This is a genomic window from Acidobacteriota bacterium, from assembly GCA_003696075.1.
Taxonomy (GTDB): Bacteria; Acidobacteriota; Polarisedimenticolia; order J045; family J045; genus J045.
Genome location: RFHH01000083.1, coordinates 1 through 13,598, shown reverse-complemented (window position 1 = coordinate 13,598; position 13,598 = coordinate 1). Strand labels below are relative to the sequence as shown.

Here is a 13,598-nt window from a genome sequence, read left to right as displayed (position 1 = left end):
CGGCCCGATCCTCGGGCATCGGTCCATTCGAGATGCGAGCCTTCGATCTTCCAGCGACTTCGGCGGAAGGACGCACCATCGCGGATGCACTTCGCTTTCTTGGAACGGGCGAGCGCAAGAGGGGCCCCGCCGGGCGGCGAGGGGCCGCTGGCGGAGCTCGGCCGGCCGGCGACCGGTCAGCGAAGGTTCTCCGTTCCCTCCGGGTCGGGTTCGGCCTCCTCTTCGGGACGGAAGAGGATGAAGGTCCGACCGGTCACCGCGACGAGTTCCGCTCCGGCGCGCTGCGCCACCTCGACCGCGAGCTCTCGCACGCTGCCGGCGTACCCCTTGCCGACCGCGAGCTTGATCGCCTCTCTGGCGGACAGGGCCTCCCGGACGGAGGCGAGAACGGCCTCGGTGGCCCCCGCCTTGCCGATCCGCACCGCGGGGCGCTCTCCGTGGAGCGCGGCCCGTATCGAGCGCCGCTCGCGGCCCCGGCTCGTGAACCGCGGCGTCACCGCTTCTCCCCTCCGTTCCGCGCGAGCGAGCGCTCGAAGAGGAACGCGTACTTGAAAAAGGTGCCCGCGGCGGTGACGCCGGCGGCGATCAGGCCCCGGTAGCCGTCCAAGAAGCCTCGCTTGAGGAGGTAGCGCTGGACGAAGGAGGCCGCCGGCCGGAGCGCGAGATCGACGGCCCGGCTGCGCCGCCCCCGGCGCTCCAGCTCCTGCGCTCCCAGCCGCGCGTAGCGGACGGTTCGCTCGATGTGGTCGCTCAGGTCTCGGAAGGAATAGTGCAACAGCCGGCCGGGAAGCCGGCCCACCGGGCCGTCGACGACGAGCCGCTCGTGCACGCGCGAGTCGGTGAACCGGCCCGCCCCGCGGCGGACCACCCGAGTGATCCAGTCGGGAGACCACACGTGTCGGAGGAAGTCCCCCAAATACCAGGTCAAGCGGTCCACCGCGAACCCGCGGTAGGTTGTGGAGTCGGGCGGCGGGAGCCGGGAGAGGGCCGCGGCGAGGGCTTCGTCCGGGACCTCGTCGGCGTCGATGGAGAGCACCCATTCCCCCCGGCATGCCGCGAGCGCCCGCTGCTTTTGCAGGCCGAAACCGGGCCAGTCGGTCTCGATCACCCGGGCGCCGAATCGGCGGGCGATCTCGGGCGTCCCGTCGTCCGAGCCGCTGTCCACCACCACCACCTCGTCCGCGACGCCGCGGAGAGCCTCGAGGAGACGCGGGAGGTTGTGCGCCTCGTTCCTGGTGATGATCGCGGCGCTCAGGCGTGGCCCGGCCGCTCCTTTCCCACTGGCCACGGTCGTCGTCCCGCCTCTCTCCGGAGGAGCCGGAAAGCGGAATTCTAGCCCCCGCGGACGGCGCCCCGGGGGCGCCTTTCGAGCGGTGACCGAGAACGCCGCCCCGAGCGAACGGTGGGACTCCGCCGCCGTGCCGGGCGCGGCGCGCCGCTGCCGCGGGGACGCCCTGCCGCTGGCGCTTCCCGGGGTCCGGAGGGGGCGGAGCGGGCCGTTCGCGCTGGCGGGCCCGGTGCGGTCGAGCTGTCCGAATCCCGGACACGGCTTCCGGACACCGCCGCGGGCGGCGTCCGTCGCCCGGGCGGCAAACCTCGACATCGGGACGGGTTCCGCGGGGGCATCGCGCTTGCATTCCGCCGGGCGGCGCCCGAACGCGTGGGCGCGGGAGAACCGCCATGATCCGACGCCGGCCGATCCTTCGATGCCTGCTCGCGACCCTCGTCGCGGGAGCGCTCGCCACGGCGGGGGCGCTCGCCGGAAGCCGTCCGCTCGGGCTTCCGCTGAGCAAGGCGGCGGAGAAACGGGCAGCCCCGGACCTCGCCCAGGCGCGCGCCAAGCATCCCGCCGGCGCGCCGATGCGCGTGATCGTCAAGGTGAAGCACCCTGCCGCTCTCGCCGCGATCGACGCGGACGCGAGGATGCAGGTCGCCGGGCAGCACGCCGACTTCGGCCTCGCCGTGGTGGATCTCGACGGCGCCAACGTCGACGCCGCTCTCGCCGACCTCCTCGAGAGCCAAGCGGTCGAGTACGTCACGCCGAACCGCCCGCTGATGCCGGCGAGGTTCAAGGCCCCCAAGGTGAAGCAGGCGTACACCACGACGCCCGATCCGGGGGGAACGGTCGACGTCACGCAGGCGAGCGGAGAGATCGCGGGTGGGGACAGCCACGTGCGCACCGCCTCGGGAATCACCGCCCTGTTCGCCTCGCATCCGGTGACGGGGGCTGGCGTCGGGGTCGCCGTGATCGACTCCGGCATCTACGAGCACCCCGACCTCCAAGGGGCGGCCGGGAGCCGGGTCGTTCTGCACGTCAACTTCGCGGCGGACGATCCGGGGCCGACCTTCGACCCGTTCGGCCACGGCACCCACGTGGCCGGTCTGATCGCGGGGAGCGGCCTGCGCTCGCAGGTGGGCTACAGCCGGTCCTACGCAGGGGCCGCTCCCGGGGCGATGCTGGTCGACCTGCGCGTCCTCGACGCCACCGGATCCGGCCAGCTCGACGACCTCTTGGAAGCGCTGCAGTGGGTCGACGACTACGGTCCCGCCAGCGGGATCCGGGTGGTCAACCTTTCGGTCGGCACCGCGCCGCACGAGTCCTACGAGAAGGACCCCCTGTGCCAGGCGGTCGAGGCGCTGATCGACCGCGGCATCACGGTGGTCGTGGCGGCCGGCAACTACGGCAAGGACAAGGACGGCAACAAGATCTACGGCGGGATCCTCTCGCCGGCGAACGCGCCGCGCGTCATCACCGTCGGTGCCGCGAACACGTTCCAGACCGACAAGCGTTCCGACGACGGCGTCACCACGTACTCTTCGCGCGGACCGACGCGCTCGTTCACCGGCGAGGACGCCGACGGCGACGGCACGATCTCGGAAAGCGAGAAGCGCTACGACAACCTGATGAAGCCGGACATCCTCGCGCCGGGCAATCGGATCGTCTCGCTCGTTTCGCCCGGCTCGACGCTGGCGACCGAGCACCCCGAGCTGCTGGTCGGCGGCGACTACATGGAGCTGTCCGGCACCTCGATGGCCGCCCCGATCGTCAGCGGCATCGCAGCCCTCCTGTACGAAGAGCGCCCCGACCTCGACCCGCTGACCCTGAAGGCGGTCCTGATGCGCACCGCACAGACGTTGCCCGACTGGGGCCGGCTCGAGCAGGGTGCGGGCCTGGTCAACGCCGACGCGGCCGGTGCGCTGGCGGCGGCGCTCGTGGCCGATCCGGGTTCGCTTCCGCCCGGGGAGAGCGCCACGCCGAGCCTCGATCTGCTCGCCTCGGGGCTCGCCTCCCAGATCGCCGGGGAGACCGTCCCCTGGGATTCGCCGGTCATCTACGTCGACGGCTGGTACTTCTCGAGGCAGATGTTCCGGGCGCGCGGTATCCGCTGGGGCGACGGGCAGGTGAACGGAACCGGCGTGCTCTGGACCGACGGCGTTCTCTACGGCAACACCGTCACCTGGCAGGACCAGGTCGTCTCCGGTGACGGGATCCTGTGGGCCGACGGGATTCTTTGGGCCGATGCCGCCTATGGCCCGTTCGACCTCGACGAGCAGGCGGCGCGTCTCGGTCCCGATGGGATTCTGTGGGCCGACGGGATTCTGTGGGCCGACGGGATTCTGTGGGCCGACGGGATCCTGTGGGCCGACGGGATCCTGTGGGCCGACGGGATGCTGATGCCGGACGGGATTCTGTGGGGTGACGGGATCCTGTGGGCTGACGGGATTCTGTGGGCCGACGGGATTCTCTGGGCCGACGGCGTCCTGTGGGCCGACGGCATCCTCTGGGGAGACTGAGCGACGGCCCCGCGGGGTCGCGCGTTTGACAACCGCAGGCCCCGCGGTAACATCGACTTAGCCTCGATGGCGGCACCGGCCGGCTGCGGCGGCACCATGACCGCGGACGGCCGGTGTCGTGTGCCGATGGCTCGGGGAGCGTCCCAGGTGCCTGACACGCGAGTGTCCCTCTGGCGGCGGTGGGCGGGCGCAGGGGCGCTCGCCGGCGCGATCGTTTTGTGGGCCGGGTGCACGACCCCGGCCGCGCGTCCGGGAGCCCTTCCCGTTTCTCCCAAGCTGAACCCGTTCGTCTACTACGAGGACGGGCGAGTGCTGTTCATCGCCGTCGACGGGCGAGCGGCTCAGTACCAGAAGCACGAACCGGTTTTTCCGCTCGGGATCGCCCTGGCGAACCAGTCGGCGGGTCCCCTGACCTTCGCGCGGGAGTCTTTCACCCTCGAGACGGAGACAGGGCAACAGTACCCGACGATCGGCCACCGCGAGTTCCTCGAGACCTACCACCGGTCCCGCCGCGACGTCCGCCTGGCCGATGCCTTTCAGGACATCCTTTTCGCGCGGTTCCAGAACCTGTACGCGCCGGTGGCTTGGCGGCTGTTTCCCTTCAGCGGCGAGACGAGCGCGGTCCAGGAACGCGTGGAGCTCGGCCGCCGGCAACTGACGTGGGGATACCTCTACTTTCCCGTGCCCCCCGAGGGGATCCACCGGAAGAGATTCACATTGCTCGTGCGGCCCGTGAACCACCCTGAAACCTACGTCGTCCGCTTTGCGCTCCGGTGATCGGACGGAAGCGGCGGGGACGCCCGACGGCTTGCCCGGCGCACGGTTCGCCGGGCCCGAACCGAGGGAGACGGTGATCATGCTCCAGTTTCGACGAGTCACGCTCATGTCGCTGATCCTCGCGGCCCTGCTCCTGCCGGGTACCGCGTTGGCTGACGGCATCGTGCGGGGAAAGGTGACCGACAAGGACGGCAACCCCGTGAATGGGGTGCGGATCACGCTCACACCGTCCAACCGTGCCTTCATGACCGTGCGCACGAAGAGCAAGAAAGGAAAGTTCGTCGTGGGCAATCTGCGCCCCTCGAACTACCGGCTCACGGCCATCAAGGAGGGGATGCGAGTCACTCACATCCGCATCAACATCTCGACGCCGGACGACGAGAGCGTCTGGAAGGTGGACACCGACACTCCGCCGGGGGCGGAGCTGCCCCAGTTCACCGTCACCGGACTCACGACGGTGGACTACGACATCGTCATGGCGCCGACGAAGATGGAGCCGGGCGAGTACGGCACCGGGACGCGGCTCACCGACACGAGCGCGATCGTGCAGATGATCGAGGCGGGCCGGACCCGCGAGGCCAAGGAGGAGATCGACCGGAACCTCGAGGTCTACCCGGACGATCCCACGTTCAATTACCTGGCGGCCTTCTGCGCTCTCCGGGAAGGCCGGATCGACGACGGCCTCGCTGCCGTCGAGCGCGCCATCGCCGCGCCCGGCGGCCTGGAGGGAGCCCGCCTGCTCAAGGGCAAGCTCCTGGCCGAAAAGGGCGATCTCGAGGCTGCGGTGGCGGCGATGCGGGAGGAAGCGGCCACGGCCTCGAACCCGCAGGTGGTGCGCGACACGCACTTCGAGGAGGCGCTCGTCCTCCAGAAGCTCGGACGGCTCGACGAGGCGGCGGCGTCGCTGGAGAAGGTCCTCGAGCTCGCGCCCGAGCGCCTCGACGTGAAATCGGTGCTCGCCGATATCTACCTGAAGCTCGGCAAAACCGAGCGCGCGCGACAACTCATGGAGGAGGTGCAGTCGTCGGGGGCGGAGGATCCGACGATCACCTTCAATCTTGGTGCGGATCACTTCAACAAGGGCGAATACGAGAAGGCCGCCGAACTGTTCGAGAAGACGATCCAAATGAAGCCCGACTTCGCCGACGCGCATCGGCTGCTCGGTTACAGCCGCCTGAACCTCGGCGACCTTCCGGGGGCTGTCGAGTGCCTGAAGAAGTTCCTCGAACTCGCTCCGGACTCGCCGGAGGCGGAGAACGTCCGTGCCATCGTCGCGTCGCTCTCCGAAAAGTGACGGTGGGCGGCGCGGCCCGGGGCTCCGGCTGGCCGCGCCGCTCCTCTGCGCCGCGATGTTGTCGGGCGGAGGCGCTCTCGCGGCGGGCGGCACGGAAGCGCCGCCGCTCGAGGGCGGCTACCGGGAGAAGGTCGACGTCCGGCTGGCGCTGCTCGAGGTGGTGGTCGTCGACCACAAGGGGCGGCACGTCCGCAATCTGCCGCGCTCGGCTTTCACGCTGAAGGAGAGGAAGCGGCCGATCCCGATCGTCTCCTTCGACGAGATCGACCTGGCGGCCCCCGCGGCGGCGAAGCCCCGGGCCGAGCCGCGGGCGAAGGAAGGGTCGCCGGGCGTCGAGGCCGAACCGGCGGCGGGCTCGACGGGCCTCGCCAGTTCGGCGGTGCTGGAGGCGGCGCGCAAGGCCGCCCGGGCCCGGCTCGACAACCCGCGCTGGTTCGCCATCGTCTTCGACGGCTACAACAACCCGTCGCCGCTCCGGATTTCCCAGATGCGGCGCGCTGCGAAGCAGTGGCTCCGGGAGCGCCTTCGTCCCAAGGACCGGGTCGCGGTCTACGAGATGACCCCGTTCCTGCGTTCCCTGTGCAGCTTCACCAGCGATATCGAGACGCTCGAAGCCGCCATCGACGCCGCTCGCGTTTTCCCGGGGACATCGATCGGCCAGGAAATGACCAAGCAGCGGATCGAGCAGGGAGGCGCCCTCCGGCGCGACATTCTCGAGCAGCAGCTCCTCAATTCGGGCCGGTTCGGAAGCGACCTGCTCGCCGCCGAACGCGATCAGTTCTACACGAACGTCGACGATATCGCGCGTGCCCTGGCACAGGTCGAGGGAACGAAGGCGGTGCTGTTGTTCACTGGGGGCTTCCCCCTCACGCGGTCGAGGACGACCAACGCACGCGGCGGTTTCACCAGTCGTTTCCGAGACATGCTCGCCTCGTTGCAGGACGCGGGAATCCGCGTCTTTACCTACGACGTCGGCGTCGAGGGAGGATTCGCGGACGCGTCGGTGGCGCAGAACTTCCGGGACATGCTCGATCAAATCGGTCTCGGCTCGGAGTGGCTCGACGTGCTCCAACTCGGCGCTCAGGTGGATGCGGCCAACGCGCATCGGGAGATCCACGTGGCGCTGGCCGGGGAGACCGGCGGCAGGTTCTGGCGAAATCGCGACTTCCTCGAAGGGCTCCGGGCGGCGGACGACGACCTCAGCCACTACTACCTGATCGGGTACCGGCCGAGCGACCTCTCCGATCCGAGCCGGGCTTTCGTTCCGCTGAAGGTGGAAGTGGAGGGCCGCGGGCTACGGGCCATCAGCGCGAGGGGACGCGTCGCTCCCCGGCCGGCCGCGCGAACGGCGCGCGCGGCGCGCGCGGATTCTGCGGCGCCGGGTCCCGCGACGGCGGTGCCGGTGCCGCTCCGGCTGTCCTGTGAGCCTCTGTTCTATCCGGGGCAAAACGGCCGGACGCTCGTGCTCCTTCCCGTCCGCGTTTCGGGCCCCCCTCCCGACGCACAGGAGATCGCTCTCGAGGTGAGGCTCGCCGCCCGGCTGTCCGGCATGGAGATCGCCGGAGACACGCGGAAGGTTTCAGCCCGGCTGCGGTCCGAGCCGGGAGAGGGGCGTCCCGCTTCTTTGTACTTCCTCGAAGCGATGGAGCTTCCGCCGATGGAGCTCGAGTTGGAGATCGCCGTGCGCACCGGATCGGGTGCCGAAGGGCGGTGGCGGAGGATCGTGGCCGTTCCCGCGCGATCCCGCGTCGCATTCGGGATCACCCGGCCCGTGCTGCTCGAAGATCCCCCGACGGCGCTTCCGGTGTACGACGTCTTTGGGAGCGGCGCGCCGATACCCGGAGCGGGTCGCGACACGGCTGGAGAGGTTCCTCCGCTGGCGCCAGGACCCGGCAGGCCGCTGCCCGTGGTCCGCGGCCTTTCGGCGGTGCCAGCCGGCTCGCCGGTTCCGGTGGCGATCAGCGTTCTCGCGCCGCCGCCTCCGCCAGCAGGGGAAGGCTCTCCCCTGCGGCTCGATTGGGAGCTGGTGCCGGAAGGCGGTGGAGCTTCGGCGGAGCCGCTGCTGCCTCCCGTGACCTATCGGCTGCTGGCGATGCGGGACGAGGGACACCGCTTGGACATCCTGGCCGTGCTCGATCTCCGATCGGTTCCCGCGGGCGACTACAGCCTGCGGGTGATCGCAACGAAGGTTCCGGGCGGCCAAACGGCACAGGCGTCGTCCGCGCTGCGGGTGATCTCCCCCGAATAAGAAGGGTGGCGCGACCGCCCCGGGAGCGTCGTGGAGAAGGGGGCGCCCCGCCGGCGCGGCAGCGCACCATCGGGGAAGCGCCTCACGCGGGTTGAGGGAGGAAGGCTTCCCGGCGGAGAATGCCCGACCGCCACGGCGGGGGAGAGCGCTCCGTGCGTCGCCGTTTCGAGGCTTGTTGGCTCTGGCCTACGCTGCTGGGCGGTACGCTGCGCCTGGCGCATCTCGCTTTCGCCGCCGCTCGCGACCCGCTTTTCCTGCATCCCGTCGTCGATAGCTGGTACCACGCCGACGTCGCGCACCGGATCCTGGAGAAGGGCTGGCTGCTCGCCGGGGACGGCGCTTACTACAAAGGCCCGCTCTATTCGTATCTGCTCGCGGTGCTGTTCGCCCTGTTCGGGGATCGCGTCGGTGTCGTGGCGGCACGGTTGCTGTCGGTGGCGCTCGGTACCGTCAGCGTGTCGCTGGTGGCCGTTCTCGGCCGAAGGCTCGGAGGACGGAGGGCGGCCTGGGCCGCGGGATTGACCGCCGCTGTGTACGGAACGGCCATTCACTTCGACACGACGATGCTCCTCGTGCCGATCGTCACCGTCGGTCTGCTCGCCGCCGCTGACCTGCTGTTCGACAGTGCCGGCAGCCCTCGGCCGGAACGAAGCCTCGCGCTCGCCGGTTTGGTGCTGGGACTCGTCTCGGTCACGCGTGCCAACGGTTTGCTGGCGGTCGCCGCGGCCTCGATATGGGCGGCGGCCGCGGCGCGGCGGGGGCGTTGGGCCGGGCTGAGGCCCGGACGCGCGGCGGCGCTCGTCGCCGTGCCGGCGGCTCTCGTGGTCCTCCCCGTGGCCTCCCGGAACACCTTCGTCGAGCGCGATCCCGTGCTCATCTCCTGGAACGGCGGGATCAACCTGTTCATGGGGAACGACCCGGCATTCGATCAAACGAGCGGCAACTGGCATGCCGACCTGGCCTGGATGCGGCTCTTCCGGGCTCCACGGGAGCTCGGACTCACCCGCGGAGCGGACCACCAGCGCTTCTTTCTCGAGCAGACGCTGCGGCGCGCCTGGTCGGATCCGGCCGGGGGCCTACTCCTTCTGGGAAAGAAGGCTGCGATTCTCCTCGGCAGCTACGAGATTCCGAACAACCGGCGATTCAGCGAGGCGAAGGCCCGCTCACCCATCCTCGCCGTGACGATGGGGCGCTGGGGCCGTTTCGCCCTCCCGTTCGGGATCGTGGGGCCGCTGCTCGCTGCCGGAATCGTCCTCGCGGGTCGCTCCCCGCGGCGGCCGCGCGCGCCGATCCTCGTCCTCGCCCTCGCTTGGGCGGCGACGCCGGTGCTCTTCTTCAACACCGCCCGCTACCGCCTGCCTGCAGTGCTGCTGGCCCTTCCGGTGGCGGCGGTGGGGCTCGTGCGGCTCCCGGCAGAGCGGCGAACGATCGCCTGGTGGCGGTGGTGCGCCGCCGCGGTCGCCGCCGCGGGAATGGTCGGGATCGGGTTGGCCACCTTTCCTGAGCGCCCGACTCTCCCGCCGTCCGACGAGCTGAACCTCGCCGTCGTCGCCGACCGGGAGGGCCGGAAGGAGGAGGCGTTGAGGTGGCGGCGTCGGGCCGCCGAACGGGAGCCGGACAACCCGATGGCGCGGATCCGTCTGGCCGATACGCTGCGCGCGCTGGGCCGATGCGAGGAAGCGTTGCCGGAGTACCGCGCGGTGCTGCGGATTCCGGGAATCGCCGCCGACTGGTCCAACGCGGCGCAGCGGTCGATCGCCGTCTGCCTGCGGGATCTCGGCCGTTACGACGAGGCCGCCGAGGCGTTCGCGCGGTTCATCGCCGCCCATCCCGATCGGCCCACGACCGGCGGCCGGCCCGACTTCCACCTGGCGGGCGTCCCGCCCCTGCTGGCATGCAAGGCACGCATCGCCCGCGGAGAGGTGCTCCTCGCAGCGGGACGGCGTGCGGAGGCTGTCGCCGAGTTCGCGCGCGTGACCCGCGACTGCGCCGCGGCGGATCGCCTGGCCTCGACGGCTCGGGCCCGGCTGCGGGGCATCGCGGTCACCGGCGCCCCGCCCCGATGAGGCGTCAGTCGCCCACGCGGAAGGCCGCGACTCCCAGCACCCCGTCGCTCCCAGCGGGAGTATCGCCGCGGACGGCCGAGACCGGCAGCGTCGAAGCATCCGTTCCACGGCGAAGGATCGCGAAGGCGTAGCCTCCCGGTTGGAGGCTGAACTCCGGCACGGTGACACGGACCGGAACACACCCGGGACCCGGTGGCGCCGCGGGAATCGCTGACGAGTCGAAAGACATCACGATCCTTGTCGCGTCCCCTTGGGCCGCCACGAGCGCGTGGCGCACCTCCTGAGCCGCGCGCGAGAGGTCGGGACCGCAGAGCAAATAGGCGAGGGCGAGCCGGTCCTCCGGCGACGCCGCGTCGCGCTCCGGGAGAAACGCCCAGGAGGATCGCTCCACGTCGCGTTTCGCCGTCTTCATGCCCGGTCGCCAGACGAGGTCGCGACCGCTCGCTGTCTCGACCCGAGGTCCGAACGCGTGCCAGGCGGACGTATCGGAATCCCCGAGCGTCACCGAAGCACGACCGCCCCCGACCGTTCGCGCGGCGAGGTCGGTCGCTGCCGCCCGGGCGCTCACCAGCCCCTTCGGCCGCTTCACCGGGCACTCCATCCCGATCGCCAGCGCCCCCGGATCGCTCGGAGCCGGAGGGCGGGGAAGGACCAGGCCCAGCATCCCGCCGCGGCGGTCGGCGCCGAACTGGCACAGGATTTCGATCCCCGCGCGGGTGGCCTGTTCCACCACGGCATCGGTCACGAGTCGGCTCTGCACGCCGCCGTCCGGAGCGGGAAGCCAGGTCAGATCCTTCAAGGGCACGCGGACGCGGAAAGGCATGACCGCGATCTCTCCGGCCGGTCGCGGGAAATCGAGGGCGACATCCACCGGCGGCCGGGGGTAGTCCTGCGGGGCCAGCAGGGCGCCGATCCTCAGGCCCCGAAGCCTCGTGATCGGATCGACGAGCGTCAGAGTCCCCGGGGCGACGACCCGCAATCCCCAGAGCGAGCGGTCGCGGTCGGAGCGAAGCTTGACGGTCAGCTGAAAGCGTTCCGTCCGGCGGCTCGGTGCCGGCTGCTTCCAGCTCAGAAGGTAGTAGCAGGAAAGTTGTTCGACCGGGCCATCGAACGCCTTCGAGAGGTCTCCCAGTTTCCGGATCAGCGCTCCCCCGGTGTCACGCGCGAGCGAGGAGAGCAGTTTCGATCCCGAAGAGCCGCTTCGCGACAGGCCCTCGGTGTCGACGGTCCAGATCGAATACCCGCGACCCGCGAGCTCCCGGATGGCCCGGGTGGCCGGGTGGAGTTCGTCGTCGGACGGAAAGCGGAACGCCTCGCTGGTGAACAGGAGCACGATCTTGCGACCCGGAGTGTCGGCATGGGCCCGCATCACCGCCTCGATGGCAGCGAGCGAGGATGCCGGGTGATACGGACTCCGCGCTTGGGTCCAGAAGTCGGCGAGCCGGGCTTCGGCCGACAGGAACGAGCTGACTGCCGCCCCCGCCGGTTCGCTCCGGCCGAACAGCTCGTAGCTCGGCCGGAACTCGTCCACGTCCCCCCGCCGGGAGGCGCCCGGAAAGAGGGCATCGGCCTCGCTTTCCGCCCCGATGTCGGGGCCCGGCGGACGTTGCCGGTAGGCCGTGCGCCGGATCGCTTCCGCGGCTCGCTCGAGGGCCTCCCGGTCACGGGTCGGTTCCGGGGTGAGCGCGCGAAGCTGCCGCGTGAGCCCGTAGACCTGGAAGGATGCGGGAAGCGAAGCGGCCCGCGCCGCGAGCGAGGCCAGCGCCTCGGCGACCTTGATTCGGGCCCGCCCGTCGAGGTAGTTGAAGTCGACGATCACGAAGACGGGCCGGATGCGCTCGGAGGCGCGCCCGCAGATCTCGTCGACGATCAGCCGGTCCGGTGCCACCCGCTTCCCGTCGACACGCAACTCGAACGCCTCGGGACCCAGGCCGGAAACCGAAGCGTAACCACCCGAGCGGGGATCGATGACCGAGACCGGAACCTGAACGAGCCGGACCTCGACCGCCTCCCGTTGCTCCGGCACCGCTGCGTCCGCTGACGCGGCTGCAGCCACCACGGCGGCGGCCAGGAGCGCTGCTGTCACGGTTTCCCTCCCTCGCCGGCGAGCGGGCCGGACCGCGGGCGATTCTAGACCGGCCCGGATGGCGGGACTCCGGCGGAATCCGGACGGGATTCCGCGAGTGGGAAACACGGTCAGAAGCGGCGAGCGGCAAGCAGCCACGCGACGGCGCCGGCGATCAGGGCCGCGAGGACCCACGGCCAGAGCTTTCTCTTCGAGCCGGACACCGCGAGATCGGGAGTGCCCCACAACTCCAGGACGCGCGCCAGCTCCGGCGCCTCCCGGGCGGTCCGCCCGGCCTCGGCGAGAGGGTCCGCCTGCCAGCGGGACCAACGGCGGGCGATGCGGGCGATCTCGGCCTCCTCGAGTGGTCGCCTGGAAAGCAGAAGGAAGCGATGGCCGGCGGCCAACGCCGCTTCGGCCAGGACCCATGGTCCCGTTTCCGGAGTTCCGGGCACACCGCTGAACCGAACACCGAGCGCCATCAGACCCTCTGGGCCTCCCGCGCGGCGCTGCAGCGCGAAGGGGCCGCACCAGCCGTCCGGATCGTCCCCTGCCGGGGGGACCAGCCAGCCGGAGGCGAGGGGAAACCGCGTCAGCGCGAGCCCCGCGCCGACATAGAGCGCGCCCTCTTCGCCTCCGGACGACACCTCGGGCGATCCGGCGAGCTCCTCCACCACCCGGCGGATCGGCCGAGGTCTCCCCGGCCCGACGCGGGTCGCTCTTCCCGAAGCGCTCGCGCCGGCAGGCTGCGTCGACTCCAGCGGGCCCGGCCACCGGAGAAGGACCCGGGTCGATCCTTCCAGGGCCAGCCCTCCCGGCGGCGGCGCCGGACCGAGCCAGATCACCGCGCGCGCCGATCGGCACGGCGGCGACTGCGCGACCCCGCCCGCCGGTCCCGTCCAGGCTCCCAGTTCGGGAGAAAGGGCGACCGCGAAGCCGTCGCCGGGCGCTGCGGCCACCACCAGGCAGCTTCCCGCCGGCAACCCGGCGGACCACCGCCCGGTGTCCTCCGGCCAGGGTGCGGCCCGCGCCGACCACCTCCGGGCGATCCGCGCGAGGTTGCGGAGGAACTCGCTGGTCACCGCGGCGACCGGCACACCGGCGGACACCCCGGCGCGCGCGGCCAGGTCCGCGAGTTCGAGGCCGAGGGCGGACGGCTCGCCCGCGATCGGGGCGAGGGGTCGGGGCAAGAGTTCCTCGGCCCGGTCGGCTTCCTCCAGGTCGAGAAGGGCGTCCCGGGCGATCTCGAGCGCGTCTCCAGCGTCTCCCGCACGAAGGCGAGAAGCGGCGGCGAGGGCGCGCAGCCTCGCGGTGAGCAGGGCGGGGGCCCGGGCGAGCCGGACGGGTTCGAGG

At 71.2% G+C, this 13,598-nt stretch carries 9 protein-coding genes; 5 read left to right on the top strand and 4 right to left on the bottom strand.

What is annotated here, in order from left to right; translation table 11 throughout:
• Positions 1-176: 176 nt before the first annotated feature.
• Positions 177-497: a YhbY family RNA-binding protein gene (locus D6718_05630; GenBank protein ID RMG46446.1), complete on the bottom strand. Its 321-nt coding sequence runs from the start codon at positions 495-497 to the stop codon at positions 177-179.
• Positions 494-1,603 (bottom strand): glycosyltransferase, encoded by a 1,110-nt coding sequence (locus D6718_05625; GenBank protein RMG46445.1) that lies wholly within the window; start codon positions 1,601-1,603, stop codon positions 494-496. The genes D6718_05630 and D6718_05625 overlap by 4 nt, the downstream gene beginning before the upstream one ends.
• 77 nt (positions 1,604-1,680) lie before the next feature.
• Between D6718_05625 and D6718_05620 the strand changes: the two genes are divergently transcribed.
• The 5 genes from D6718_05620 to D6718_05600 all read left to right on the top strand — a co-directional run bounded on the left by D6718_05620 (position 1,681) and on the right by D6718_05600 (position 10,180).
• Entirely contained in the window at positions 1,681-3,795 is a 2,115-nt protein-coding gene (locus D6718_05620; protein RMG46444.1) for a hypothetical protein, read from the top strand.
• Between the two features lie 162 nt (positions 3,796-3,957).
• Complete coding sequence (locus D6718_05615; GenBank protein RMG46443.1) at positions 3,958-4,572, top strand: hypothetical protein; 615 nt, start codon at positions 3,958-3,960, stop codon at positions 4,570-4,572.
• Between the two features lie 79 nt (positions 4,573-4,651).
• Positions 4,652-5,866 (top strand): tetratricopeptide repeat protein, encoded by a 1,215-nt coding sequence (locus tag D6718_05610; protein RMG46442.1) that lies wholly within the window; start codon positions 4,652-4,654, stop codon positions 5,864-5,866.
• Entirely contained in the window at positions 5,835-8,114 is a 2,280-nt protein-coding gene (locus tag D6718_05605; GenBank protein RMG46441.1) for a VWA domain-containing protein, read from the top strand. Before D6718_05610 ends, D6718_05605 begins: the two co-directional genes overlap by 32 nt.
• A gap of 119 nt (positions 8,115-8,233) precedes the next feature.
• Positions 8,234-10,180, top strand: coding sequence for a hypothetical protein (locus tag D6718_05600; protein ID RMG46440.1), 1,947 nt, complete (start codon positions 8,234-8,236; stop codon positions 10,178-10,180).
• A 4-nt stretch (positions 10,181-10,184) separates the two neighbouring features.
• Here the strand turns inward: D6718_05600 and D6718_05595 are convergent, their stop codons facing one another.
• Both D6718_05595 and D6718_05590 read right to left on the bottom strand, forming a co-directional pair.
• Complete coding sequence (locus D6718_05595) at positions 10,185-12,206, bottom strand: hypothetical protein (GenBank protein ID RMG46439.1); 2,022 nt, start codon at positions 12,204-12,206, stop codon at positions 10,185-10,187.
• Between the two features lie 170 nt (positions 12,207-12,376).
• Positions 12,377-13,598 (bottom strand): hypothetical protein (locus tag D6718_05590; protein ID RMG46438.1); only part of this gene is annotated, 1,222 nt, incomplete at its 5' end.

Bases quoted from the DNA above. Each gene is read 5' to 3' on its own strand.
- D6718_05625 (RMG46445.1), bottom strand. From the start codon at position 1,603: ATGTCGAGGTTTGCCGCCCGGGCGACGGACGCCGCCCGCGGCGGTGTC.
- D6718_05610 (RMG46442.1), top strand. From the start codon at position 4,652: ATGCTCCAGTTTCGACGAGTCACGCTCATGTCGCTGATCCTCGCGGCC.
- D6718_05620 (RMG46444.1), top strand. From the start codon at position 1,681: ATGATCCGACGCCGGCCGATCCTTCGATGCCTGCTCGCGACCCTCGTC.
- D6718_05600 (RMG46440.1), top strand. From the start codon at position 8,234: ATGCCCGACCGCCACGGCGGGGGAGAGCGCTCCGTGCGTCGCCGTTTC.